The following is a 25,946-nucleotide window of genomic DNA, read 5'->3' on the forward strand; positions in this document are numbered from 1 at the left end:
ATGGCTGATCGCCCCTATACCGGATTGTTCATCACAGGAACAGATACAGGGGTAGGCAAAACAGTTGTGACTGCCGGAATCGCATCCGTGTTGCGTGAGACAGGAGTGGACATAGGGGTTTGGAAGCCAGTCCAGTCAGGAGCACGAGCACATGATGAGGGCAGTGACGCATTGCAATTGAGGTCGTGGAGCGGAGTTCCTGATGCGTGTGACGAGATAGCCCCGCTCTGTTTTGAGGCACCGCTTACCCCTTTTCTGGCTGCGGAAGCAGAGGGGAAAAGCTTGACTATGGAGGACGTAATCGCTTGCGGGCGACCCCTGATGGAACGTTATCCGGCACTCCTTGTCGAAGGAGCAGGTGGTCTGATTGTTCCATTGACACCAACCGAAACGATGGCGGATCTTGCTGCTCGACTGAACCTGCCAATGCTCATCGTGGCGCGGGCTGGGCTCGGCACGATTAATCATACGCTCTTGTCCGTTTGGTATGCACGGGAACTCGGGATTGAGGTTGTAGGTGTCATCCTGAATCAAAACAACTCAGCTGGCGTCACCGATGAGAGTGTCAAAACAAACGCGAGCATGATTGAGAGTTATGGGGGAGTTCCCGTATGGGGCGTGCTTCCATGGATAGACCAACCGCTAGAGCGTCAGCAGTTGACACAGTTGATCCAAGAGTGTGTAGACATCGGGCAGTTGTGTCAGTGGAGCCATAAATAATAAGAAGGGGAGACGAGAAAATGAAGCAAAGCACTTGTCTGGATTGGAAGGGATACTCTCAAAAAGCGATGAACAAAGAAGGGTTTTCACAGGAAGAGGCAATGAAGGTACTGCAAGCGCCAGATGATGAGCTGCTGCTGGTCATGAACGAAGCTTTTCGCGTCAGAAAGTACTTTTTCGGAAAAAAAGTCAAACTGAACATGATCATTAACGCCAAGAGCGGCCTTTGCCCCGAGGACTGCGGTTACTGCTCGCAGTCGATTGTTTCGAACGCTCCCGTATCCAAGTACACGATGCTGGACAAGGAGACATTGCTCGCAGGTGCGCAAGAAGCCATGAATCGAAAAGCAGGTACATACTGTATTGTCGCCTCAGGTCGTGGTCCCACGGAAAAAGAGCTGGGCCAGGTCATCGAGGCAGTCAAAGAAATCCGCGAGACGATGCCGCTGAAAATTTGCGCGTGCTTAGGGATATTAAGCGACGAACAAGCAACGCGCCTAAAAGATTCAGGTGTTCATCGCTACAACCATAATCTCAACACGAGTCGCAATCATTACGAAGCGATTACTACGACACATACGTACGATCAACGTGTACAGACAGTCGATACCGCGAAAAGAGCAGGGATGTCGCCCTGCGCAGGCGTGATCATCGGCATGGGGGAGAGCGATGAGGAGATCGTTGAAATGGCATTTGCCCTGCGCAATCTCGACGCAGATTCCATCCCGATCAATTTTTTAAATGCGATTCCCGGAACCCCGTTGGAGGATAAAGGACGCACTCCGGCAATGAAGGCCCTTCGTGTTCTCGCCTTGTTCCGATTTATTTGCCCAGATAAAGAAATTCGCGTTGCGGGTGGTCGCGAAGTGAATTTGCGCACCTTGCAGCCGCTTTCCTTGTATGCAGCCAACTCGTTGTTTGTTGGCGACTATTTGACGACGCCCGGGCAAGAAATCACGACAGATCACCAGATGATTGAAGACCTCGGGTTTGAAATCGAGCTGTGTGCGCTGTAGGACAGTAGGTCAGTTATGAATAAACGCTACACATGGCTGGAAGAAGAATATGATTCGTTGCGGAAACAATCGCTGGCAAGAGAATGGAGCACCGTAGAGTCAGTTAGTGATCGCGCAGGCACCTGGATTCAAGTCGAAGGGAAACCATTATTAAACCTGTCATCGAACAACTATTTGGGCTTGGCTCATGATCAACGAATCGTGGAAGCTGGCAAGAAGGCGGCAGAGGAGTGGGGGGCAGGAGGAACTGCCTCTCGTCTCGTCCATGGCAACTACGCGTTATATGACGAGCTGGAACAACAATTGGCTGCGTGGAAAGAGAGAGAAGGAGCGCTTGTCTTTGCAAACGGCTATCAGGCAAATACCGGGGTAATTGCAGCACTTGCCGGAAGAGGCGACGCTGTGTTTAGTGATCGGTTGAATCACGCCAGCATCGTCGATGGGATCGTGCTCAGTCGGGCGGAGCATTTTCGGTACAGACATAACGACATGGAGCATCTGGAATTTTTGCTGAAAAAGCACCAGGATGCAAGACGGAAGTGGATCGTCACGGACAGCATATTCTCCATGGACGGTGATAAGGCTCCCCTGCTTGAATTGGTACAACTGCGAGATCGTTACGATGCCATGCTGATGGTTGACGAAGCCCATGCAGGGGGAGTGCGTGGTGAAGAAGGGCAGGGCTTGTGCCACGAGCTGGGCATCGCCGGACAAGTCGATGTTTTGATGGGGACCTTTAGCAAGGCATTTGGTGTTTATGGGGCTTACGTATGTGCAGATGAGATCATCATTCGTTATTTGATGACAAAAGCGCGCTCGTTGGTGTATTCCACAGCCCTGCCCCCTGCTGTGATTGGCTCGAATCTGGCGGCATTGTCTTTGGTGCAAACAGAGTCTTGGCGAAGAAGAGCGGTGAAGCAGAATGCGCTCGTGTTTCGCCAATTGCTTCGCTCACGCGGGTTTACCGTAGACGAAGAAGATACGCCAATCATCCCGCTCACGTTAGGAGAGAATGAATGGACTTTGCAGTTTAGCAAAAGACTTCGGCAGCGCGGGATTGCAGCAGTGGCGATTCGACCGCCTACCGTGCCAGCAGGAACCGCACGTATCCGTTTTACGGTGATGGCTGCCCATACGCGCGAAGAGCTGGAGTGGGCTTGTGAGCAAGTGAGCGAAATCAGAGACGAGCTTCACAAAGGAGGAACGGTAACGTGAGAAAAGTGATGCTGTGGCTAACCGGATGGGGAATGCCGGAATGCAGCTGGGAAGCTGTTCGCTCACAATTTCCTTCCTATCGGCACATCATTCCTACTTATTCGGACGTCACTGACTCCTTGCAATTTTACGAGAGAGTAGAAGAGGAAGTCCGCTCTCTGTCAACGCAGGAGCTGATTGTAGTGGGGTGGTCTTTGGGAGGGATGCTCGCAATACGCCTCGCTGCCCAGTACCCGGTCTCAGGACTTGTTTTGATCGGCACCACAGCACGCTTTACCAGCGAACAGCATGGGTGGCATCCTGTTGTTTTGCAAAGGATGAAAAGGCAGCTTTCCGTAGCACGCGAGCGGGTGATGGACGCATTTGTTGAACAGATGCTAACACCAGGGGAGCGTCAGCAAATAGGCTTGCACGTGGGGGTGGATAGCCAGATGTGGAGTACGGCAGCGTTGATTGCGGGCTTGACCTATTTAGAAGAAGAGGATTGCCGCCCGTTCCTGTCGTCCCTGACTTCTCCCACTCTCGTCATTCATGGAACGGAAGATGCTATCTGTTCACTCGCAGCCGGAGAAGAACTGGCGAGTAGCCTTGCAGGTGCCAATTTCGTGCAAATTCCTGACTGTGGTCATGCCCCGCATGTATTTGTTCCGGAGGTTGTAGGAGATTCGCTAAAGAGGATGGTGGAGCAGCTTGCAGAAGAGAGCAATCAGCAGCCGATTTAGTGAGAAGGCTGTCTCATATGAAAAATACGCACTCGTGCAAAAGAAGATGGCCGATCATTTGAGTCAAATGGTTACAGAAATAGCGAACGAGAACGAGGTGCGAAACATCCTAGAGGTTGGCTGTGGGACAGGGGGATTAACCCGCGTCATTCGCAGCCATTTTTCTGATGCCCATTACGAAGTAGTAGAGTTTGCGTCAGGTATGCTGGAGCAGGCGAAGAACAATCTGGAGCAGCACAGCCTGTTTTGCTCATTTTTTCAAGCAGATGCCGAAGAATGGGTATGGGAACAACAGGCGAAGTCAAAGGATTTGGTGGTTTCAGGAGCGTGTTTTCAGTGGTTTGCCAAGGCAGCGCATACGTTAAAAGGATTGGGAAGAATCCTGAAGCCCGGAGCACCCTTGGTTTTTTCGACATTTGGCCCCGATACGTTTTGGGAGCTGCATGAATCGTTTGCAAATGCTCATGCGATTTTTGGGGAAAAGGGAGTACGCCATGGCTTGGAGTTTCTCTCTGCACGTGATTGGCACGAGCTATTGGAGCAAGCAGGGTTTACGGATATAGAGCTGATGAGGAAATATGAGCGGCTAACTTACCCGGGTGTACGGGATTTCTTGCATGCCGTGAAAGCAGTGGGCGCCAGTGCAAGTATGGAGCAAGGGAGCGGTCTGGGACGCAGAAAACTTCTTGCAGAAATGATTCGTTACTATGAGCAGACGTATAAAAGAGAAACGGGCATCCCTGTCACCTACGAAGTCATTTACGTTCGCGCGGTTTCATCGAGGTAGTGTGCTTTCTACGATTTTTGCTATAGAAATGAGAATGGTTATCAAATAGAATGAAAAGAAGAACGATGGGAGGGCTATCAAGGAGTTGAGTATGGGACAATGAACGTGGATGATCATATTTTTCTATGGAATCAGGCAAGTGTACGATTACATGATGTACGACATATCGTCATGCGAGCCGGAGAGCAGCTGCGATCCTATCAATTGCCGGCTAGTGCCTTTCTATTTTCGGTGAGAGGCAGTGGCCTGATTCGTCTTGATGGGAATGTGCATGCTATCAAGAATTGCTATATGGCCCATGCTGGCAAAGGTACATACGTGGATATCGAGGAAATAAAGGATGAGCTGGAATACTATCTGATTTTGTACAAAGCTCATTTGCCGTTGCCTTGTCGGCAGGAACTGCTACGTTTACTGGAGAAAACACAACCTTTTCATATCCAATACGGCTTTACCCCCATGCATCAGGCAATTGTATTTGTTGCAATATCACGTATGCAGCAAGCGTGGAATCAGAATGGCAACCTGGACAAGCTGCGAGCCAAGGCCCTGCTATATCAACTCGTATGTGAGCTAATGGCACAGATGCAGTCGCAAGGAATCGGGGTAACGGTACCCAATTTGGCCGTTCAGGCCGTCAGGTATATCGAGGAGCATTACGCAGAGACTTTCACCCTCGATGATCTTTCCGCGCTCTTAAACTGCAGCTCCCGATCCCTGCAACGCACCTTTAAAGCCCAGCTAGCGGTCGGCCCTATCGACTATCTGATTCAGGTGCGCATTCAAAAAGCGCAGGAACTGCTGCGTCAAACGAATTTGGGACTAAAAGAGGTAGCGGAATCAGTAGGTTATACAGACAGCTATTATTTCAGTCGTATCTTTAAAAAATATACAGGCTTCTCCCCGACTGCGTATAAGGTAAATCCGCTGACATCGGAAATTCGTCGCCAAAGTCCATTACTCTTGTCGCGATATTCCATTGCTGGTCAAAAGCTGTGGAAATATAATGATCACATTGAAAATGAAAATCAAAATCACTCGCAATCAAGAGATGGAGGAGCCGTACCGATGTATAAGAGTACAAAAGCGATGCTGGCGCTGAACCTGATGCTGAGCCTTTCCTTGCTGCTGGGAGCCTGCTCAGGCGGCGGTACAAATACGAGCAATTCGGGGAGTACAGCAACAGGCGCTTCGAATCAGGTAGCGACGCAGTCGAATACTACGCAATCTAGCGCGAATCAAGAAGTGAAGAAAAGCGAGACGCGTACAATCAAGCACATGAAAGGCGAGCTGATGCTTGATTTTAAACCAGTCAGAATCGCTGTGCTGGATACGCAATACGCAGATCAAATGATTGCCTTGGGCGAGCTGCCTGCAGGTAGTGTCATTACAACGGGGGACGGTTCGAAGTTTCCAGAGTATCTCATGGACAAGCTAAAAGATGTTCACGTACTCGGAACAAAAGACGAGCCCAATTCAGAAGCGGTAGTTGCTATGGAGCCTGACTTGATCATATGCACGGAGTTTCAAGATAAAATCTATGATAATTTGAACAAAATCGCTCCAACCATCATGTTTAACCGAAACGAAGACTGGCGTGAGACGCTGATTACCTTCGGAAAAATTCTCGAAAAAGAACAAGAAGCTGAGCAGATCGTAAAGGACTACCAAGAGAAAACGAATAAATTGAAAACAGAGCTCGCAACCAAACTCAAGGGTGAGTCTGTCGCACTTATTCGTCCTCGTGACAATGCCATTCGACTGCACACAGTTGAACATCGTACGGCTGCTATCTTGTATTCCGATTTGGGACTGACTCCTCCCAAGCCAGCGATGGATAAATCAGATACAGCTACGATGATTTCTCTGGAAGTGTTGCCAGAGGTAAATGCCGATCATTTATTTGTCGTAACGGACAAAGCGAATCAAGCATTAACGGACGAGTACAAGAACAGTTCCATTTGGAAAGGGCTAAAAGCAGCCAAGGAAAATAAGGTGTACGAGGTTAACACAACCGTGTGGATTGCCTATTACGGCCCGATTGCCATTAACAATATCGTCGATGAAATTGCAGAGGCACTTCTATAAATCATTCAAACCGTCACTCTCTTCTCCTAAGAGCAGTGGCGGTTTTTTCATGAATAGGAAAAGAAAGCGATTTCCTGGCAGGAATTATCATAAGAAGATGGAATCTTAAGAAGGTTGCCTATCCTGTGTATTCGAGGGGTGTGTGGAAGATGAGTCAAAGAGAAATCGTCATTGCGAGTGCTGTGCGCACTGCTATAGGTAGCTTTCAAGGAACGCTTGCAGGTGTCAGCGCGACAAAGCTGGGCGGAATTGTACTGGAAGCAGCGCTAGAGCGTGCAGGTGTTTCCAAGGATGCGGTCGATGAAGTGATTATGGGGAATGTACTGTCAGCAGGCTTGGGTCAAAACCCGGCGCGCCAGGCTTCTATTCACGCGGGCCTTGCTCATGAAGTCCCCTCCCTGACAATCAACAAGGTTTGTGGTTCAGGTCTAAAAGCCGTTCATTTGGCCGTTCAGTCAATCCTTGCAGGTGAGTCAGAAGTTGTCTTGGCTGGCGGGATGGAAAATATGAGCCAGGCACCATACTTAATGGAAGGTGCGCGTTCAGGCTACCGCATGGGAGATCAGAAAGTAGTAGACTCCATGATTCGCGACGGGCTGTGGTGTGCTTTCAACGACTACCACATGGGCATTACAGCGGAAAATCTTTGCAGCAAATACGAAATCGGACGCGAAGAGCAGGATGAATTTTCAGCGTGGAGCCAGGAAAAAGCTCAACAAGCGCTCGTTAGTGGTCGTTTTCAAGAAGAAATCGTGCCGGTTCCGATCCCGCAGCGAAAGGGTGATCCGGTTCTTTTTGCTCTAGACGAATTCCCGCGTGCTGGTGTGACAGCCGAAGCGCTAGGCAAGCTGAAGCCTGCATTTAAAAAGGATGGAACCGTGACAGCTGGGAATGCATCAGGCATCAACGATGGAGCCGCCGCTCTCTTGATTATGACACGCGAGAAGGCAGAAGAGCTGGGAGTGAAGCCTCTTGCCCGTATCGTAGCCAATGCGAGTGCAGGTGTTGATCCGAGCATCATGGGGTACGGTCCTGTTCCTGCGACCAAACGCGTACTGGAAAAAGCGGGTCTGTCGATTTCTGACATCGATTTGATCGAAGCAAACGAAGCTTTTGCCGTCCAATCACTGTCTGTTGGCAAAGCACTGGGCTTTGATCGCGAGAAGCTGAATGTCAACGGCGGAGCCATCGCTTTGGGACATCCAATCGGTGCGAGTGGCGCGAGAATTTTGGTCACGCTCGTGCATGAATTGCAAAAGCGTGAAGGGGCAAAATATGGGTTAGCGACTCTTTGCATTGGTGGGGGACAAGGCGTCTCCACAATTGTCGAGAAAATTTAATTTTTAAATTGTGAACGCTTTGTGTACACAGAAACGCTTGCGTTGACAAAGGGAATAAATCTTCGTTAATATGGATGAGGGCATTTGGAAATTGTGTGCCCTCTCCTTATGTGAAAGGAGAAGGATAAACTGGCGAAACTTGACAATCCATGGCGAGCACTTGGTTTGGTCAGCGTACTTGGTCTTGACTTTGCCATTTGTGTGGTTGCCGGTTTTATGATCGGCAGATACGCGGATCGCCTACTAGCGACTGATCCTTGGTTCTTGCTCATTGGCCTGATTACAGGGATTGCGGTTGGTGTATACACTGTCTATCGACTCATTCGCCCGTATCTTTAGGGGGTGACGAACGATGGAAGCGTTTGCTTTAGCGATGCGAAAGACTTTTCGCTATTCTTTATGGTGTATGGCATTGTTTGTGATACTGATGGTTGTGTTGCCTGAATACAAGGTATTCTTGCAGAGTTTGTTGCTTGGAACAGTGGCAGGAATCATTAATACCAGCGTTCTCGCAAGCAAGGTCTGGGTTGTTGGGCAAATGGCAGATGACCCTAATGTCAGACCAAAAGGAACGGGCACGATGCTTCGGTTCATGATTGCCGGGCTAGCCGCCTATACTACCTTTATTTTCCCTCATATCTTCACATTATCAGGGGTTCTACTTGGGTTGTTTTTGATCCAAGGGATCAGCTATCTACTCGTATTCCGCAATTCAAAATAGATTTGTTACCAGCGTTTCCTTTTAAATGAAGTGATTTTACCAGAGAGCGTTCGATAGCAATGTGTAGACAGAGTTTCGGACAACCTCTATCTATCAATGGAAAGGGGTGAAAAGATGGGTCATCATTATACGTTACGGTTTGATTTAGGCGGCATGGTATTTGACATCGCTACGATTCTCATGATGGTTCTTACCGCACTGCTTGTGTTTATCTTCCTGTTTGTAATGACACGAAAGCTGGAAACAGGAGTACCTGGTGCTAAGCAAAATGCAGTTGAGTGGATTTTTGACTTTGTCAAAAACGTTACTGCAGGATACATGGATCACAAGAAAGTCATGATGATGATGACGCTTGGTATTACGTTGTTTCTCTACATCTTCATTGGGAACCAGCTAGGTGTTATCGCCAACGTCACTACAGTGCACAAAGGTGAAATCAGCGAAAGTGTTATGAAGATGCTGACGATTGCTCCTACGCCAGAAGCCGAAGCGAAGAAGCGCGAAACCGTTGAGCACGAGCTGGCTGATAAAGGAGCTCATGTAATCTGGTGGAAGTCTCCAACTGCTACACCAAGCGTAACATTTGGTTTGGCATTGGTAGTGTTGCTCTACTCCCACTACCTCGGTATTAAGAAAAGTCCAGGTGGTTGGTTTAAGCACGTATTCCTCAACCCGATCCACATTCTTGAGGAGTTTATCATTAAACCGTTGACGCTTCCTCTGCGTTTGTTCGGTAACCTCTTTGCAAAAGAGATCATGATTGCCTTCCTGTTGAGTGGGGGAGTTTTGGCCGCGGCACCATTGTTTATCTGGCTCGGCTACTCCGTCTTCGTAGGTGCAATTCAGGCGTTCATTTTCTTGACTCTTTCTATGGTTTACATTTCACAACTTGTGAATGATGAACACTAAAATCTAGTTATTTGTTAACAACAATTTAGGGAGGTATTTTTAACATGGAAGTTATGGGTGTAGCTATTGCTATGGGTCTTATTTTCGGTTTGGCAGCACTTGGTGGTGCTTTTGGTGCAAGTAACGTAATCTCTAAAACAATTGAAGGTGTTGCTCGTCAACCTGAAGCTCGTGGTAACCTGATGGGTATCATGTTCCTCGGTATGGGTCTCGTAGAGGCGATTCCAATTATCGCTGTAGCTGTAGGCTTCATCTTGATGGGTCGTCTGGGCTAAGCGAACAGTTGAACAGTATTAAATAGGCGGAGGGTCACCTTCGCCTATCTTTTAGTAGGGAAAAATCAGGCTTCGGCCACAAGCTTGGCATGGAAGTCTTCTAGTAATAATTCTGGTAAGTACGTAAAGAACTTATTGCAGAATCTTTCGTTTGACAGGAAGGAGTGAACTAAAAATGGTTGAGTTTGGAGCCGTATCCCTGGAATGGGGCACATTACTACTCCAGGTGATTATTTTCATTTTGCTGTTGATCGTTGTTTCCAAATATGCAACAGGACCGATTGCGAGCGTGTTGGAAAAGCGCCGTGCTCATGTTGAGAACGAGCTCGCCACTGCGGAACGCAACCACAAGGAATCCGAAAAGCTTTTGGCTGAACAACGCCGTCTTTTGGATGAAGCTCGCGCTGAATCTAAAGCGATCATCGACCGTGCTGCAAAGCAAGCGTCTGATGAAGCAAGCAAAATCGTTGCTGAAGCACAAGCAGCTTCTGAGCGCATGAAAGCAGATGCAAGTGCTGAACTGGCTCGTGAAGTAGAAAAAGCAAAACTCGAACTGCGTGAGCAAATGACTGGTCTTTCCGTGCTCTTGGCTTCCAAGATCATTGAGAAAGAACTGGACGAAGCAGCTCAAAAGTCTACTGTTGACAAATTTCTCGCACAAGTGGGAGATCGCCTATGAGTAGCGCAGTAGGAAAACGTTATGCTCGCGCTCTCTTTGAAGTAGCGAGTGAGCGTAGCAAGATTGATCAGGTAGAAGCAGACCTGGGTGCGATCGTGGAAGCGGTTGAAGGCAATGAAGATCTGAAAAAGATCATGTTGCACCCGCACATCGCAGCAGATGCGAAAAGCCAGCTCGCTGACGAATTGTTCAAAAGCCATGTAGGGGAAGAAACCTTTAATTTTCTGAACGTCCTGATTGAGAACGGACGCGAAGTTGATTTGGTTGATATCTACCGTTCTTTTGTACAATTGGCGAACGAAGCTCGTGGATTCGCAGATGCAATTTTGACAAGTGCAAAGCCGCTTTCTGTTGAAGAGCAAAATGAGCTGGCTGAGAAGTTCGGTCAAACGCTGAACAAAAAGCTGCGTATGACAGCAGTTGTAGATCCAGCGATTCTCGGCGGCATTATTATCAAAATTGGCGACCGTCTGTACGATGGCAGTCTGAAAACGAAGTTGGAAACCTTTGCGCAAAAGGCGTAAAGTTCGATGGCTTTTACGAAGTTGGATGAATGGGGTGAATTAAGTGAGTGCAATCAGACCAGAAGAGATTAGCTCCCTCATTAAAGAGCGGATCGCTAACTTTAAATCTGAAATCGAAGTTGTGGATGTAGGCACAGTCATCCAAGTAGGTGACGGTATTGCTCGTGTCCACGGTTTGGAAAAGGCCATGCAAGGGGAGCTTCTCGAGTTCCAAAATGGCGTAATGGGTATGGTACTCAACTTGGAAGAAGATAACGTGGGTGTCGTAATTATGGGACCTTTCCGCGACATTAAGGAAGGCGATACTGTAAAACGTACCGGCCGCGTTATGGAAGTTCCAGTAGGGGAAGCGCTGCTCGGCCGCGTTGTAAACCCACTGGGTCAACCAATCGATGGTCAAGGCCCTATCGCAAATGACGGTTTCCGCCCAATCGAGAGCCCAGCTCCTGGCGTTATGGCGCGTAAATCCGTACATGAGCCACTCCAAACAGGTATCAAAGCGATTGACGCGATGATCCCAGTTGGTCGTGGACAGCGTGAGTTGATCATTGGTGACCGCCAAACTGGTAAAACAGCAGTGGCGCTCGACACGATCATCAACCAAAAAGGTAAAGACATGATTTGTATCTACGTTGCAATCGGTCAAAAGCAATCCACCGTTGCAAACATCGTAGAAACACTGCGTAAAGCAGGTGCTCTAGATTACACCATCATCGTTTCTGCAACTGCGTCTGACCCAGCTCCAATGTTGTACCTGGCTCCTTATACTGGTGTAACAATGGCTGAGTACTTCATGTACAAAGGCGGACACGTTCTGTGCGTATACGATGACCTGTCCAAACAGGCTTCTGCATACCGCGAAATGTCCCTCTTGCTCCGCCGTCCTCCAGGTCGCGAAGCATATCCTGGTGACGTATTCTACTTGCACTCCCGCTTGCTGGAGCGCGCTGCGAAACTGTCTGATGAGTTGGGTGCTGGTTCCATTACGGCTCTGCCATTCATCGAAACCCAAGCGGGTGACATTTCCGCGTACATTCCAACCAACGTGATCTCCATCACGGACGGTCAGATCTTCCTGGAGACAGACTTGTTCAACGCAGGTCAACGTCCAGCGGTTAACACCGGTCTTTCTGTATCCCGTGTAGGTGGTTCCGCGCAAATCAAGGCGATGAAAAAGGTAGCAGGTCCACTCAAGCTCGAGTTGGCTCAATACCGTGAGTTGGCTGCGTTTGCTCAGTTCGGTTCCGATCTGGACAAAGCGACCCAAGCTCGTCTGACCCGTGGTGAGCGCTTGATGGAAATCATGAAACAAGGTCAGTTCGATCCAATGTCTGTTGAGAAGCAAGTTGCTTCTATCTATAGCGCTACAAGAGGTTTCCTGGATGACATTCCAATAGCAGAAGTGCGCCGCTTTGAGAAAGAGATGTTGTCTTTCTTGGATTCCAACAAACCGCAACTGTTGGAGCACATCCGCACAACGAAAGACCTTCCAGATGAAAAAGAATTCAACGCAGCGATCGAAGAGTTCAAAAAAGGCTTTTCGGTAACTCGCTAATCGTTAACCTGATAGACATCAGATGCATGCCGGGCCATTTGCCCGTGCATGCGTCCTCAAGGTGGTGAAAACGAGTGGCTAAAGGAATACGTGAGATTCGACGCAGTATCAAAAGTAAAAAAGATATGCGCCAAATCACGAAAGCGATGAAAATGGTGGCGGCTGCAAAGCTTCGCCGTAACCAGGATAAAGCCGAGGCGGCACGACCGTATGCTGACAAGATCCAAGAAGTGATCGCAAGCATCGCGAGTGGGAACTCTGCTTCCAAACATCCAATGTTGCAAAATCGTCCGGTGAAAAAGACTGGTTATATTGTCATCACTTCCGACCGTGGACTTGCTGGGGGTTACAATGCCAACATTCTCCGTAAAGTGGTAACTACCATTAACGAGAAGCACAAGTCCAAGGATGAGTACGGTATTTTTGTGATTGGCCGCAAAGGTCGTGACTTCTTCAGCAAACGGAACTACCCGCTTTTGGAGGAAGTTACAGGTCTGCCAGCCAGCCCAGCCTTTGCTGATATCAAGAAAATTGCCGGTGCAGCAGTCCAAATGTTCGAGAACGAGCAGATTGACGAACTGTACCTGTGCTACAACAAGTTCCAAAGTGCAATTTCGCAAATACCTACCGTAAAACAATTGCTGCCATTGGAAGCTCCCGAGAGCAACAATGCGCGCGAATTGAATTACGAGTATGAGCCGTCCTCGGAAGAAGTATTGGCGGATCTGTTGCCGAAATATGCGGAAACACTGGTTTACAGTGCACTCCTCGAAGCAAAAGCTTCTGAAGAAGGTTCCCGTATGACGGCAATGGGCAGCGCGACAGACAATGCTACGGATATGATCAACCGTTTAACGTTGAGCTACAACCGTGCTCGTCAGGCAGCCATTACACAAGAGATTTCCGAGATCGTTGCAGGTGCAAACGCACAGGCTTAGTGGCAGCGAATAGCTCCCAATTTAGCTTTACAGGAGGGAAGAAGTAAGATGGCGAATGGACGCGTGGTTCAGGTAATGGGTCCGGTTGTTGACGTCGAGTTCGACCGCGGACACCTGCCTGCCATTTACAATGCGATCAAGATTCAACATAAAGCACAAAGCGCTGGTGAGCGCGACATCAACTTGACTGTTGAGGTTGCTACTCATTTGGGCGATAACTTGGTTCGTACCGTTGCGATGTCTTCCACTGACGGTTTGGTTCGTGGCATGGAAGCAGTTGATACAGGTGCAGCTATCTCCGTTCCAGTGGGTGCAATTACCCTCGGACGCGTATTTAACGTATTGGGTGAGCCGATCGACCTGCAAGAACTTGGTCAAGTAGATCGTCGTGACCCAATTCACCGTAAAGCTCCTGAGTTCGTAGACCAAGCAACGACTGTTGAGATCCTGGAAACAGGTATCAAAGTTATTGACCTCTTGGCTCCGTACATCAAGGGTGGTAAGATCGGTCTGTTTGGTGGTGCGGGTGTAGGTAAAACCGTTACTATTCAAGAGCTGATCAACAACATCGCGCAAGAGCACGGTGGTATTTCCGTATTCGCTGGTGTAGGTGAGCGTACCCGTGAAGGTAACGACCTGTACCACGAGATGAAAGACGCAGGCGTACTGCCGAAAACCGCGATGGTATTCGGTCAGATGAACGAACCGCCTGGTGCACGTCTTCGTGTAGCGTTGACTGGTCTGACTATGGCGGAATACTTCCGTGATGAAGAAGGCCGCGACGTTCTTCTCTTTGTTGATAACATCTTCCGCTTTACTCAAGCGGGTTCCGAAGTTTCTGCTCTCTTGGGCCGTATGCCATCTGCGGTAGGTTACCAGCCAACATTGGCTACCGAAATGGGTCAGCTGCAAGAGCGTATTACTTCCACGAAAAAAGGTTCCGTAACGTCCATTCAAGCGATCTACGTACCAGCGGATGACTACACTGACCCGGCTCCTGCTACTACGTTTGCTCACTTGGACGCTACAACGAACTTGGAGCGTTCCATCGCTGAGTTGGGTATCTTCCCTGCGGTAGACCCACTCGCATCCACTTCCCGTGCTCTGGCTCCTGATGTAGTAGGACAAGAACACTATGATGTGGCTCGTAGCGTTCAAAAAATCCTGCAACGTTACAAAGAACTGCAAGATATCATCGCGATTCTCGGTATGGACGAGTTGAGCGACGATGACAAGCAAGTAGTTGGACGCGCACGCCGTATTCAACGTTTCTTGTCCCAGTCCTTCCACGTTGCCGAGCAGTTCACTGGTAACCCAGGCCAATACGTGCCATTGAAAGAAACCGTTCGCAGCTTCAAGGAAATCCTCGAAGGTAAGCATGACCACCTGCCAGAGGGCGCGTTCCTGTACGTAGGTACAATTGAAGAAGCGGTAGAAAAAGCGAAGAAAATGGCGTAAGACACCCTGGAAAGGGGAGACGAGTAAGTGAGTAAGATGACAGTTGAAGTCGTAACTCCTGAACGGGTTGTCTACAGCGGTCAGGCTGAAATGGTGATTGCTCGCGGCTTGCAAGGGGAAATCGGTATTATGCCGAACCACGTGCCGTTGGTAACCCCGCTGAAAACAGCGCCAGTTCGGATTAAGACAGAAGGCGATAAAGAAGTAAAGATGGCTGTAAGCGGCGGCTTCATGGAAGTTCGCGGCGATAAAGTGACCATCCTTGCTGAAACGGCTGAATTGCCGGGAGACATCGATGTTGAACGCGCGAAGGCAGCGAAAGAGCGTGCTGAAAAGCGTTTGGCTGAGAAATATGCCGAGCTCGACGTCAAGCGTGCAGAACGCGCGCTACAACGTGCGATGGCACGTCTCGACGTAGCGAAGTAAAGCGTAAGCTTGATATCCCCGCGCCCATGTGGCTGCGGGGATTTTTCGGTTATAAGGCGATGAATGATGAGCCATGGAAATCGGGCATGATATTTCCAGTTGGTAATTGCCTAATGTTTCTGTGTATAATAGACCTAATGCCCTGCCGACGAGCTACGTTAGCATGAAAAACAGCGGGAAAAAGCGGCATTGGCTATTGGGATTAAAGGAGAGTGTAATTGATGCAAACCGTTCGCGATATCCGCCACAATCAAGATGGCGTAGTGATTCCTAGCAGCTTTGCGGCTAATGGCTGGACAAGCGTGCTATCTCATGAAATGAATGTTCTCTTCCAGGCAATGTGCTATGTAGTAACGAAGCATGAGTCAAAAGAAGAAATGAGAAAAGCTCTGGACGAGTTCGATGCATTGAAAGGCACATTCACCGAGCCTGTTCAAGAAGGCTTTAAGTCTGAAGAGGATTTTAAGGGCTATGTAAACCTCTTGAACAGATTCAAAGCGTTCATGAGCCGTTCTGATTATGCATATCCGACATCTCTTGACGAGGCGATTGAGCTTTTCGTGAAGTGGGGTCTGGTAATCGATAATGGAGATGCTTGGGATGTACCGGTTTATCCATTCCCAGATGCATCTGAGTTGTTCAAGCTGAGTGAAGCAGAATCTCTTGCATTGGCTCATATTAAACTGGAAGCATTGGTTCATCCGATGTTTAGCCGCCTCGTAATGAAGCTGCATGAGCAAGAAGAAAATGAGTTCAGCATGTCCAAAGCAGAAATGAAGCAATTGCTGAACACCAATGACCAGATGCTGGCAGAAGTTCTGATCAAGCTGACTCCATATATGGAAGATGCGATTGAAAATATGCTGGAGATCCCAGAAGACGAGAAGATGAACTTCACGATTGTATGGGAGCGCATTTACGAGGATTTCCTCGGACAGCAATTTTCAAAGAACGTTCAATAATTAAGAGAATATGAGAGCCAGACAGGCATATTCGTTTGGTCATCATACTATGCTGGAAAAACTCAGGGAGAAATCCTTGAGTTTTTTCCCTTTATATGGCACAAAAGGAAGGCTTTCGTTAGACACCCTATTGGCAATTTGCTATAATGATAAAGGTATTTTTTTCTAGCAGTATCAATTAGCGACAGCGTTCATACCTACACCTTTGATGCTGCGAGCAGTACCCTTTTGAGGGAGTCTCAACTTCTTCTGGAGGACAGCGCAAGACGATTCATACCTTTCTCAAGAGCGGAGGGAACGTGGGTGAGTGACATCTATACCAACAATTATGTGATTGTCGCGATCTTTTTGATTCTTGGTGTGCTGTTGCCCGTGGCTACAGTCAGTTTCGTTGGTCCATTACTTCGTCCAAAGAAACCGACACGGGAGAAGCAAACTACTTATGAAAGCGGTAACATTCCTGTTGGTGACAGTTGGGTGCGTTTCAACGTGAAGTATTACATCTTTGCCCTCATGTTTGTCATCTTTGATGTAGAAACACTCTTTCTGTATCCGTGGGCCGTCGCTTACAAAGAACTGGGGCTCTTTGCCTTAGTCGAGATGGTCATCTTTATATCCTTGCTCATCATAGGATTGATTTACGCGTGGAGAAAGAAGGTGCTGGAATGGAACTAGATCTGACAAGCATTGCGCCTGAATTGCAAGAGGAATTGAATCGCAACGTCATGTTCACGACATTGGAAACAGTGAAGGGATGGGTTCGTAGCAACTCGTTGTGGCCATTAACCTTCGGCTTGGCCTGTTGCGCGATCGAGATGATGGGAACGGGTGGAGCGCGTTATGACCTCGACCGGTTTGGCGTTATTTTTCGAGCATCCCCAAGACAATCTGATGTCATGATCGTAGCCGGAACCGTCACGAAAAAGATGGCGCCACTGCTGCGCAGGCTGTATGATCAAATGCCTGAACCGAAGTGGGTGATTGCCATGGGCTCCTGTGCGACAGCGGGAGGTCCGTACGTGCGCTCGTACAGCGTGGTAAAAGGTGTAGACCAGATTGTGCCTGTCGACGTATATATTCCAGGTTGTCCGCCTAACCCTGCCGCTTTGATCTACGGAATCAATAAGCTCCAAGAAAAAATCCGTTACGAAGCGAAGACTGGGAAGCAGGTGACCAATCTATGAGCGACGAGAAACGCAAGCCGACGCCAGAGGAGAAGGCAGCAGCAGCAGCTGAAGCCCGTGCCAAGGCCGAAGCATTGCGAAAATTAAGAGAACAGGAAGCGCAGGGTTCCCAAGAGACGAGCCCAGTGGAGGCATCTCAAGAGCCACAAGAGGAAGTCTCTGCTCCGGAAGCAAAACCTGTGTCCGAAATGACACCTGAGGAAAAAGCTGCAGCCAAGAAAGCAGCAGCGGCTGAAGCGATTGCCAAGGCAAAAGTAGCGAAGGAACAGGCAGAAGCTGCGGAAGCAGAAACTCCAGTTGCCGAGCAACAATCAGAAGCAGTTGCTACACCAGCAAAGCCCGTTTCTGAAATGACGCCGGAAGAAAAAGTCGCAGCCAAGAAAGCAGCAGCAGCCGAAGCAATTGCCAAGGCAAAAGCAGCGAAGGAACAAGCAGAAGCTGCTTCACCACCAGCAAAGCCTGTGTCCGAAATGACGCCGGAAGAAAAAGCCGCAGCCAAAAAAGCAGCAGCGGCTGAAGCAATTGCCAAGGCAAAAGCAGCGAAGGAGCAGACAGAAGCTGCTTCACCACCAGCAAAGCCTGTGTCTGAAATGACGCCGGAAGAAAAAGCTGCAGCCAAGAAAGCAGCTGCCGCAGAAGCACTAGCCAAGGCAAAAGCAGCGAAGGAAGTAAAAGAAGCCGAGGGAAATGGAGCCGATACAGCTGATTCAGCTCCAGATGCGGATGCCAAGGCGAAGGCCGCTGCTGCCGCAAAAGCAAAGGCTGCCGCAGCAGCAGCTGCAAAGGCAAAAGCCGCACGTGAAGCAGGCGGCGATGAATCCGGTGATGACGACGCCAAGGCAAAGGCCGCAGCTGCCGCAAAAGCCAAAGCCGCCGCCGCAGCAGCAGCGAAGGCAAAAGCAGCGCAAGCGACTGGGGATGAGACCCCGGCAGAGGAAACGCCGAAAGCACCTTCTAAAAACCAGCCCTATCTTGATAAATACGTGTCACGAATTTCCGAAGCATTTGGGCAGGAAGTCATCGAGGCTTCGTATATTAACGAGCTGGGAAAGGAAGTTCCAACTCTCACCATTCAAAACGAACGTTGGCATCAAGTTGCCCAATTTTTAAGAGATGATGAGCAATTAAGCTTTGAGTATCTGTCCGATCTTCATGGTGTCGATTACGAGGATCGCCTGGAGGTATACTACCACTTTTATTCCTACAAAAATCGCCAAAGCCTGGCAGTAAAGGTCAAAACGAGCAGAGAAGAGTCAAATGTTGCTTCTGTAATGGACCTCTGGCATGGCGCAAATTGGAATGAAAGAGAGACTTTTGACCTTTTGGGTATTCATTTCCCGGGACATAAGGATTTACGTCGAATCCTGTTGCCGGATGATTGGATAGGATATCCGCTGCGCAAAGATTATGTGCAATACGACGAGGAGGTTTAGCAGATGAACCATAACATCCTCACGACTCATGTTGATACCTCTTCTGAAACAGGACTTCGTACGGAAGAGATGTTATTAAACGTAGGTCCACAGCATCCGAGTACACACGGAGTATTTCGCTTGGTAGTAAAAATCGATGGGGAAACCATTAAAGAAGCGATACCGGTGATGGGTTATCTGCATCGAGGTACAGAGAAGCTGGCTGAAAACTTGACCTATACACAAATTATTCCTTATACAGACCGTATGGACTACGTGTCCGCCATGACCAACAACTACGTTCTCTGTCACGCAGTAGAAACGATGATGGGGTTGGAAATTCCAGAACGAGCTCAGTTTCTACGATTGATCGCGATGGAACTGAACCGGGTGGCGAGCCATTTGGTTTGGTGGGGAACGTTTCTTTTGGACATTGGTGCGATGGGGCCCTTCCTGTATGCATTCCGTGATCGGGAGACGATCCTGGATTTGTTTAATGAGCTATGCGGGGCGCGGATGACCTTTAACTACATGCGCGTAGGCGGAGTGAAATGGGATGCACCTCCAGGCTGGACAGACAAAGCCAAAGAATTTGTCCAATATATGAAGAAGGAATTGAATAACTACCATCAGTTGGTGACGGGTAACGAGATTTTTATCAACCGTCTCAATGGAATCGGCAAGTTCGATACAAAAACTGCGTTGGATTACTCGCTATCTGGCGTGATGCTCCGCTCGACAGGTGTCAAGTGGGACCTGCGCAAAGACGAACCGTATTGTATTTACGATCGTTTTGAATTTGATGTGCCGACAGCGACTGAGGGAGATTGCATGGCGCGTTATCATCTGCGCATGGCTGAAATTGAACAATCTCTGCGAATTCTTGAGCAGGCATTGGAGCAATTTCCGAGTGAAGGCGAAGTCATGGGCAAAGTACCACGTGTGATTCGCCCACCTGCTGGGGAGACATATGTGCGCATCGAGTCACCGCGAGGAGAAATTGGTTGTTACATTGCCAGTCAAGGTAAGGATAAACCGTGGAGATTGAAGTTCAGACGGCCTTCGTTTACCAATCTGCAAATTCTGCCTAAGCTGTTGCAGGGGGAAAACCTCTCGAACATGGTTGCCATCCTGGGCAGTATCGACATCGTGCTCGGGGAGGTTGACTGTTGATGAATACTCTCTTGCAGCAAGCACCCTCATGGGGGACCACGATCTGGTTTATCGTAGCGGCAGTTTTACTGCTTGCAGTCGTGTTGGGATTCGTTACGTACGCCATTTACTTTGAGCGTAAAGTGATAGGGTGGATGCAGCTGCGCATCGGGCCGAATCGAGTAGGACCATTGGGACTTCTCCAGACGGTTGCGGATGTTGCCAAGCTGCTATTAAAGGAAGATATTCGTCCGCAACACGCTGACAAAGCGTTGTTCACTTTAGCACCAATATTGGCCTATGCCCCTGCTTTTGCCGTATTGGCGGTCATGCCTTTTACGGACAGCATTCGGTTCGCTGATCTGGGAATAGGGCTGTTGTACTATATCGCCTTGTCTGGGATCACTGTATTAGGCGTGATCACGGCTGGCTGGGCCTCGAATAACAAGTATTCGCTGATCGGGGGTCTCCGCTCCGCTGCGCAGATGATCAGCTATGAAGTACCGCTGGTCATGTCCGTAGTGGGTATCGTTCTATTGACGGGCAGCATGAATCTCAAAGATATTGTCGAGGCGCAGCGGGATGTCTGGAATATTGTTCCGCAGTTTATCGGATTTGTTGTATTTATCATTGCTGCCCAGGCTGAGCTGAATCGTACGCCATTTGACTTGCCAGAAGCAGAGTCGGAGCTCGTTGGTGGTTACCACGTCGAGTACTCCGGTTTCCGTTTTGCGATGTTCATGCTGGCGGAGTATGTGTACATGTTCGGGATGGGTGCCTTGATCACGATTCTCTTTTTTGGTGGATGGTTGCCGATTCATCCATCGTTGGACTTCATTCCGGGAATCGTCTGGTTTATCCTTAAATTTTCAGTTTACGTCTTCCTCCAGTTTTGGATTCGCGCCACGATGCCGCGCTTACGTGTCGATCAACTGATGTCGTTTGCCTGGAAAGTGCTGTTGCCCGTGGCATTGTTCAACATCCTGCTCACAGCCGTAGTGGTATCTTACCAACATGGCATGTTCTAGTAGCGACTTGATCGAAAACGACTACGTCCCACTGTTTTCATAGCGCAGGCTTCGCCATAGGCTTGCTTCGCCAAAAGCTAGCTTTCGTCAAAAACGTGGTGCAGCCAAGTTCTCAAATCCTGAGGGGTGACACACATGCTAGGACTGGCCAAAGGCCTGGGGTATACATTTAAAAAGCTCACGGAGAAAAAGGTAACCCACTTCTATCCGGATGTGCCCTTTCCAATGCCGCCTCGCTTTCGCGGTATTCAGCACTTTTCTCCTGAAAAATGCATCGTCTGTAACCAATGCGCACGCATTTGTCCGACAGAGTGTATTCAACTGACAGGGAAGCCCCATCCTGATCCGGAGAAAAAGGGAAAGATTATCGATACGTACGATATCAATTTTGAGCTGTGCATTTTATGCGATCTGTGTACAGAGGTTTGTCCCACTGAAGCGATTGTGATGACAAACAACTTCGAACTGGCTGCCTATAGCCGGGACGAATTGTACAAGAACTTGAAGTGGCTGGACGACAACAATACGAACGTCAGGGAGGAGAATTAGTATGACAGGCGAATTCGTTGCCTTTTTTATCCTGTCTCTCCTGACGATCGGTGGCGCGGTGTTTATGATCAGCTTTACGCGCGTCGTCCACATGGTCATCTCATTGGGCGTTACGTTTATCAGCATTGCAGGTCTGTTTGTTTTGCTGGGAGCGGAGTTCGTCGGGGTCGCACAAATTCTGGTTTATTCAGGGGCTATCTCCATTCTGATGCTCTTTGGAATCATGCTGACCAAGCATGATGCGAACGATGAGGGAACGGGCCGGACATGGAAAAACCGTTTTATCCTGCTTTTCGTAATCGTTCTGTTCGGATTATTGTTCTGGGGTGTGCAAAATACACCGTGGCCTGCGCCACCGCCACCTGCAGAGGCTCCTGTAGATAATGCAAAAGAAATTGGTATCGAAGTATTCACCAAATTCGTCATACCATTTGAGCTGTTGTCTGTTCTGTTGTTGGTCGCGTTGGTTGGGGCGATCATCATGGCGAAAAAGGAGGGGGATAACGAATGACAGTAAGTATTTCCTCCTACTTAATGGTTGCTTTGATTCTCTTTTGTGTAGGCTTGTACGGCGCATTGACGAAGCGAAATGCAGTCGTCGTCTTGTTATCAATCGAGCTGATGCTAAATGCTGTAAATATTAACCTGGTCGCCTTTTCCAAATTCGGACTGTATCCATCTGTGACAGGACAAATCTTTACCTTGTTCACGATGACGGTTGCAGCTGCCGAGGTTGCCGTAGGGTTAGCGATCCTGATTGCGCTGTATCGCAACAAGGAGACCGTGAATGTAGATGAAATGGACCAAATGAAACGATAAGAGGGAAACCTGAAAAGGAGGACAAAGATGGATACTCTAATGCACTATGCCTGGCTGATCCCTCTGTTTCCGCTTCTTGCTTTCATCGTGATCGTCTCATTTGGTCGCCAATTGAAAGAAGGAGCGGCCATAGTGGGCATTACCCTGACGGCTGTTTCTTTTGGAATCGCAGTGCTCATCTTCTGGGAGAGATTCCAGGGTGGGGGAACCGATTACAATTATGTGATAGATTGGCTGCATATCGGCGATATCGTGATCAACATGGGATTCGAAGTGAATCCGCTGAATGCCATGATGCTCGTCATTGTGACATTGGTCAGTCTGTTGGTCCAAATCTACTCCAAAGGCTACATGCATGGGGATGAACGATTTCCAGTGTTTTATCAATACCTGGCGCTGTTCACGTTCTCCATGCTGGGATTAGTCATCTCGCCAAATTTGTTGCAAGTATATATTTTCTGGGAGCTGGTCGGGGTATGCTCCTTCCTGCTCGTTGGCTACTACTACTTCAAGACAGAGGCAAAAGCGGCTGCCAAAAAGGCTTTTATCGTTACACGCATCGGGGATCTTGGTCTGTTCATCGGGATATGTCTGTTGTTCTGGTGGACCGGAAGTTTCGAGTACGGAGCGATTTTTGAGAGTATCGCACTCGGACGACTGGAACCATGGATGATTACGCTCGCGGCGATCCTCATCTTCATTGGGGCCATGGGGAAATCAGGTCAATTTCCGCTTCATACGTGGTTGCCTGATGCCATGGAAGGTCCAACACCTGTGTCTGCATTAATTCACGCGGCAACGATGGTCGCGGCTGGTGTTTATTTGGTCGCTGCTACCTATCCGCTGTTTATCGCATCCGATACGGCTTTGACAGTTGTGGCGTATGTAGGAGGATTCACCGCCATATTTGCAGCTTCGATCGGCCTGACTCAACGGGATATCAAGCGTGTCTTGGCTTATTCCACAGTCAGTCAGCTCGGGTACATGATGATGGCATTGGGGGTAGCTGGTGCTGCTGGTTATGTAGCAGGTTCCTTCCATTTGATGACGCACGCGTTTTTCAAAGCATTGCTCTTCCTTGGAGCGGGTAGTGTCATCCATGCCGTACATACGCAGAATGTATTCGAAATGGGTGGCTTGTGGAAAAAGATGCCGATCACCGCTTTGACTTTCTTGATCGGTTGCTTGGCGATTGCGGGGATCTTTCCGTTCGCTGGTTTCTGGTCGAAAGAAGCAATCCTGGGAGCTGTTTACGGAGCGCATCGCTACGATTTACTGTTCATCGCGCTCTTAGCAGCATTCTTTACCGCATTCTATATGTTCCGTCTGTTCTTCCTGACATTCGCAGGGAAGGCACGTGGCAAGCACGAAGCGCACGAATCTCCAAGTGTCATGACAGGTCCGCTCTTGGTCTTGGCGTTGCTTGCGGTTATCGCAGGCTTTGTGAATACACCGTATGCGCCATTACTCTCTGATTGGTTGTTGTCAACCAACACAGGGACGGCAATCACGAGCATTTTTGGGGAAGGCAATGAGCATGCACCATCTTGGTTGCAGATTGTGGCTCTGTTGATCTCGATTCTCGGAGTCGTGCTGGCTTACCTGATGTACGGCAAGAAATCAATCTCCTCGGACACGATTCCAAAAGCAATGCCGTGGCTCTATCAGCTCTCATACAAGAAGTACTACATCGATGAGCTGTATCACAACGTCATTGTTCGTCCATTAGGCTGGCTTGGATTTGTCCTGGATGTATTTGATAAGTATATTGTGGATGGTTTGGTTGGATTGACAGCAAAAATCACCCAAGGAATCGGATCTTTGCACGCAAGAGTACAAAGTGGGCAGATGCAGTCCTATGGAGCAATGGTCATATTCGGTCTGTTACTCTTGATCATTGCCATCAGTTTGACGGCCAAGGGAGGTGGACTCTTTGGGTAATATCCTTTTGTCATCACTGGTGTTCTCTCCGCTGCTGGCGATTCTCGTCATGGCTTTTATCCCCAGTCGACATGCAGGTGTGATCAAGCAGGTCGGGATTTTTGGAACGTTGCCGGCACTTATCTTGGCAGGTTGGATGTTCGGCATGTTTGATTACGAGACAGCTAATCTGCAGTTCGTAGAAAAGCACAATTGGATTTCGATTCCGATTGGAATGGCTCAGGCAGGCACCGTCTTTGCTTTTGAGATCAACTATGAACTCGGTGTAGATGGTATTTCGATGCCATTGATTTTGCTGACGGCGATTATCGGTACCCTCGCAGCAATTGCTTCGTGGCAGATCAAGAAGAGGCAGAAGGAGTATTTTATCCTGTTTCACCTGCTGTTGATCGGTATGTTGGGAGTCTTTGCTGCAGACAATCTGTTTCTGTTCTTCATTTTCTTCGAGCTGACACTCGTACCGATGTACTTCCTCGTCGGGATTTGGGGATATGGGGAGCGCGAACAAGCGGCGAACAAATTCCTTTTGTATAACGGAATCGGTTCAGGTATCATGCTGCTAGCTTTCATCGTGATCTTTGTCATCATGCGGACGCTCAATATGGATGAAATCACGGCGATTCTGACGACACCAGGGCATCCGATAACCGAAATCCTTACGCCGGAAATGCGTTTTGGCATCTTCCTAGCGCTATTTATCGCTTTTGCGATCAAGCTGCCAGTATTTCCGTTCCACACGTGGATGCTACGCGTACACGTACAGGCTCCACCTTCTATCGTCATGATTCACTCCGGTATTTTGTTGAAGATGGGGGCGTACGGTCTTTTGCGGATGGGAATCGGCTTCTTCCCAGAGCAGGCCTATGATTTCTCTACGTGGATGGCAGTTTTGGGGATTATCAACATTTTGTATGGAGCTGTACTGGCCTTCGTACAAAAGGATTTAAAAATGGTGCTGGCTTACTCTAGTATCAGCCATATGGGTATCGTCTTGCTTGGTTTTGCTTCGATGAACACGATTGGGTTTCAGGGAGCGATGTTCCAAGTGGTATCCCACGGCTTTATCTCAGCACTGCTCTTCTTCTTGATCGGTGTCATTTGGGATCGGACACAGACATCGATGCTCGACGATTTGGGCGGTTTAGCCAAGTCCATGCCGTTTGTTAGCGGCGTGTTGTTGGCAGGCGGGATGGCTTCACTCGGACTTCCGGGCATGTCCGGATTCATTAGTGAGTTCTTTGCCTTCCTCGGTCTGTTTGGTCGTTTGCCAGTAATGGCAGCAGTGGGAGCGATCGGGATTGTCCTCACCGCGGTGTACTTACTCAGAGCGATCTTGAAAACGACTTTTGGCCCTACTCCAGGTAGATGTACAGGACTTGCTGATGCACAGCCGATGGAAGTCATTCCGATGGTAGTCCTATTGGGATGTATTATTCTCATCGGGGTTTATCCGGCAGTTCTGGGGAATCCGATGCAGCAGGCGCTGAAAACGATCGTACCTATCGTAACGGGAATAGGAGGGTAAT

General features: G+C 48.8%; 28 protein-coding genes. All 28 read left to right on the plus strand.

What is annotated here, in order from left to right; genetic code table 11:
- A complete protein-coding gene (gene bioD, locus ACFVS2_RS29940) occupies positions 1-720 on the plus strand; it encodes a dethiobiotin synthase (protein ID WP_390240030.1) in 720 nt (239 codons plus the stop codon).
- A 20-nt stretch (positions 721-740) separates the two neighbouring features.
- On the plus strand, positions 741-1,736 hold the full coding sequence (bioB, locus tag ACFVS2_RS29945) for a biotin synthase BioB (protein ID WP_390240032.1): 996 nt from the start codon (positions 741-743) through the stop codon (positions 1,734-1,736).
- Between the two features lie 15 nt (positions 1,737-1,751).
- Positions 1,752-2,951 (plus strand): 8-amino-7-oxononanoate synthase, encoded by a 1,200-nt coding sequence (bioF, locus tag ACFVS2_RS29950; protein WP_390240034.1) that lies wholly within the window; start codon positions 1,752-1,754, stop codon positions 2,949-2,951.
- A complete protein-coding gene (locus ACFVS2_RS29955; protein WP_390240036.1) occupies positions 2,948-3,673 on the plus strand; it encodes an alpha/beta fold hydrolase in 726 nt (241 codons plus the stop codon). Before bioF ends, ACFVS2_RS29955 begins: the two co-directional genes overlap by 4 nt.
- The gene (gene bioC / locus ACFVS2_RS29960; protein WP_390240038.1) at positions 3,642-4,460 is read left to right on the plus strand and encodes a malonyl-ACP O-methyltransferase BioC; all 819 of its coding nucleotides are present in this window, start codon (positions 3,642-3,644) and stop codon (positions 4,458-4,460) included. Before ACFVS2_RS29955 ends, bioC begins: the two co-directional genes overlap by 32 nt.
- A gap of 99 nt (positions 4,461-4,559) precedes the next feature.
- On the plus strand, positions 4,560-6,548 hold the full coding sequence (locus tag ACFVS2_RS29965) for an ABC transporter substrate-binding protein (protein WP_390240040.1): 1,989 nt from the start codon (positions 4,560-4,562) through the stop codon (positions 6,546-6,548).
- 149 nt (positions 6,549-6,697) lie between these two features.
- Positions 6,698-7,888, plus strand: a complete 1,191-nt coding sequence (locus ACFVS2_RS29970) for an acetyl-CoA C-acetyltransferase (RefSeq protein WP_390240042.1) — start codon at positions 6,698-6,700, stop codon at positions 7,886-7,888.
- A gap of 165 nt (positions 7,889-8,053) precedes the next feature.
- On the plus strand, positions 8,054-8,227 hold the full coding sequence (locus tag ACFVS2_RS29975; RefSeq protein ID WP_307724157.1) for an AtpZ/AtpI family protein: 174 nt from the start codon (positions 8,054-8,056) through the stop codon (positions 8,225-8,227).
- A gap of 13 nt (positions 8,228-8,240) precedes the next feature.
- Positions 8,241-8,609, plus strand: a complete 369-nt coding sequence (locus ACFVS2_RS29980) for an ATP synthase subunit I (protein ID WP_173619705.1) — start codon at positions 8,241-8,243, stop codon at positions 8,607-8,609.
- Positions 8,610-8,723: 114 nt separating this feature from the next.
- A complete protein-coding gene (gene atpB / locus ACFVS2_RS29985; RefSeq protein ID WP_173619704.1) occupies positions 8,724-9,518 on the plus strand; it encodes a F0F1 ATP synthase subunit A in 795 nt (264 codons plus the stop codon).
- Between the two features lie 44 nt (positions 9,519-9,562).
- A complete protein-coding gene (atpE, locus tag ACFVS2_RS29990) occupies positions 9,563-9,793 on the plus strand; it encodes a F0F1 ATP synthase subunit C (protein WP_017252354.1) in 231 nt (76 codons plus the stop codon).
- A 175-nt stretch (positions 9,794-9,968) separates the two neighbouring features.
- Positions 9,969-10,472 carry a F0F1 ATP synthase subunit B gene (gene atpF, locus ACFVS2_RS29995; protein WP_173619703.1) on the plus strand — a complete coding sequence of 168 codons (504 nt, stop codon included), beginning with the start codon at positions 9,969-9,971 and terminating at the stop codon, positions 10,470-10,472.
- Complete coding sequence (locus tag ACFVS2_RS30000) at positions 10,469-10,996, plus strand: F0F1 ATP synthase subunit delta (RefSeq protein ID WP_173619702.1); 528 nt, start codon at positions 10,469-10,471, stop codon at positions 10,994-10,996. Before atpF ends, ACFVS2_RS30000 begins: the two co-directional genes overlap by 4 nt.
- A 43-nt stretch (positions 10,997-11,039) precedes the next feature.
- Complete coding sequence (atpA, locus tag ACFVS2_RS30005; RefSeq protein WP_106839721.1) at positions 11,040-12,551, plus strand: F0F1 ATP synthase subunit alpha; 1,512 nt, start codon at positions 11,040-11,042, stop codon at positions 12,549-12,551.
- Positions 12,552-12,625: 74 nt separating this feature from the next.
- Positions 12,626-13,489 (plus strand): ATP synthase F1 subunit gamma, encoded by an 864-nt coding sequence (gene atpG, locus ACFVS2_RS30010; protein ID WP_173619701.1) that lies wholly within the window; start codon positions 12,626-12,628, stop codon positions 13,487-13,489.
- 48 nt (positions 13,490-13,537) lie between these two features.
- The gene (gene atpD / locus ACFVS2_RS30015) at positions 13,538-14,947 is read left to right on the plus strand and encodes a F0F1 ATP synthase subunit beta (RefSeq protein ID WP_007725462.1); all 1,410 of its coding nucleotides are present in this window, start codon (positions 13,538-13,540) and stop codon (positions 14,945-14,947) included.
- A gap of 27 nt (positions 14,948-14,974) precedes the next feature.
- Positions 14,975-15,373, plus strand: a complete 399-nt coding sequence (locus ACFVS2_RS30020; RefSeq protein WP_017252349.1) for a F0F1 ATP synthase subunit epsilon — start codon at positions 14,975-14,977, stop codon at positions 15,371-15,373.
- Between the two features lie 221 nt (positions 15,374-15,594).
- Positions 15,595-16,335, plus strand: coding sequence for a DUF6042 family protein (locus tag ACFVS2_RS30025; RefSeq protein ID WP_390240047.1), 741 nt, complete (start codon positions 15,595-15,597; stop codon positions 16,333-16,335).
- 303 nt (positions 16,336-16,638) lie between these two features.
- The gene (locus ACFVS2_RS30030; protein ID WP_047069804.1) at positions 16,639-17,010 is read left to right on the plus strand and encodes an NADH-quinone oxidoreductase subunit A; all 372 of its coding nucleotides are present in this window, start codon (positions 16,639-16,641) and stop codon (positions 17,008-17,010) included.
- On the plus strand, positions 17,001-17,519 hold the full coding sequence (locus ACFVS2_RS30035) for a NuoB/complex I 20 kDa subunit family protein (RefSeq protein WP_007725455.1): 519 nt from the start codon (positions 17,001-17,003) through the stop codon (positions 17,517-17,519). Before ACFVS2_RS30030 ends, ACFVS2_RS30035 begins: the two co-directional genes overlap by 10 nt.
- On the plus strand, positions 17,516-18,952 hold the full coding sequence (locus ACFVS2_RS30040; protein ID WP_390240050.1) for an NADH-quinone oxidoreductase subunit C: 1,437 nt from the start codon (positions 17,516-17,518) through the stop codon (positions 18,950-18,952). Before ACFVS2_RS30035 ends, ACFVS2_RS30040 begins: the two co-directional genes overlap by 4 nt.
- 3 nt (positions 18,953-18,955) lie before the next feature.
- Positions 18,956-20,104 carry an NADH-quinone oxidoreductase subunit D gene (locus ACFVS2_RS30045; RefSeq protein ID WP_016740195.1) on the plus strand — a complete coding sequence of 383 codons (1,149 nt, stop codon included), beginning with the start codon at positions 18,956-18,958 and terminating at the stop codon, positions 20,102-20,104.
- Positions 20,101-21,111, plus strand: a complete 1,011-nt coding sequence (nuoH, locus tag ACFVS2_RS30050; protein ID WP_173619698.1) for an NADH-quinone oxidoreductase subunit NuoH — start codon at positions 20,101-20,103, stop codon at positions 21,109-21,111. Before ACFVS2_RS30045 ends, nuoH begins: the two co-directional genes overlap by 4 nt.
- A gap of 135 nt (positions 21,112-21,246) precedes the next feature.
- Positions 21,247-21,660 (plus strand): NADH-quinone oxidoreductase subunit NuoI, encoded by a 414-nt coding sequence (nuoI, locus tag ACFVS2_RS30055; RefSeq protein ID WP_007722093.1) that lies wholly within the window; start codon positions 21,247-21,249, stop codon positions 21,658-21,660.
- A gap of 1 nt (position 21,661) precedes the next feature.
- Positions 21,662-22,171, plus strand: a complete 510-nt coding sequence (locus ACFVS2_RS30060; protein WP_173619697.1) for an NADH-quinone oxidoreductase subunit J — start codon at positions 21,662-21,664, stop codon at positions 22,169-22,171.
- A complete protein-coding gene (gene nuoK, locus ACFVS2_RS30065) occupies positions 22,168-22,479 on the plus strand; it encodes an NADH-quinone oxidoreductase subunit NuoK (protein WP_007722089.1) in 312 nt (103 codons plus the stop codon). Before ACFVS2_RS30060 ends, nuoK begins: the two co-directional genes overlap by 4 nt.
- Before the next feature lie 27 nt (positions 22,480-22,506).
- Positions 22,507-24,420, plus strand: coding sequence for an NADH-quinone oxidoreductase subunit L (nuoL, locus tag ACFVS2_RS30070; protein ID WP_390240053.1), 1,914 nt, complete (start codon positions 22,507-22,509; stop codon positions 24,418-24,420).
- The gene (locus ACFVS2_RS30075) at positions 24,413-25,945 is read left to right on the plus strand and encodes a complex I subunit 4 family protein (protein WP_390240055.1); all 1,533 of its coding nucleotides are present in this window, start codon (positions 24,413-24,415) and stop codon (positions 25,943-25,945) included. The genes nuoL and ACFVS2_RS30075 overlap by 8 nt, the downstream gene beginning before the upstream one ends.
- Position 25,946: the final 1 nt, after the last annotated feature.

The sequence above is a fragment of the Brevibacillus sp. NPDC058079 genome (assembly GCF_042885155.1).
Taxonomy (GTDB): domain Bacteria; phylum Bacillota; class Bacilli; order Brevibacillales; family Brevibacillaceae; genus Brevibacillus.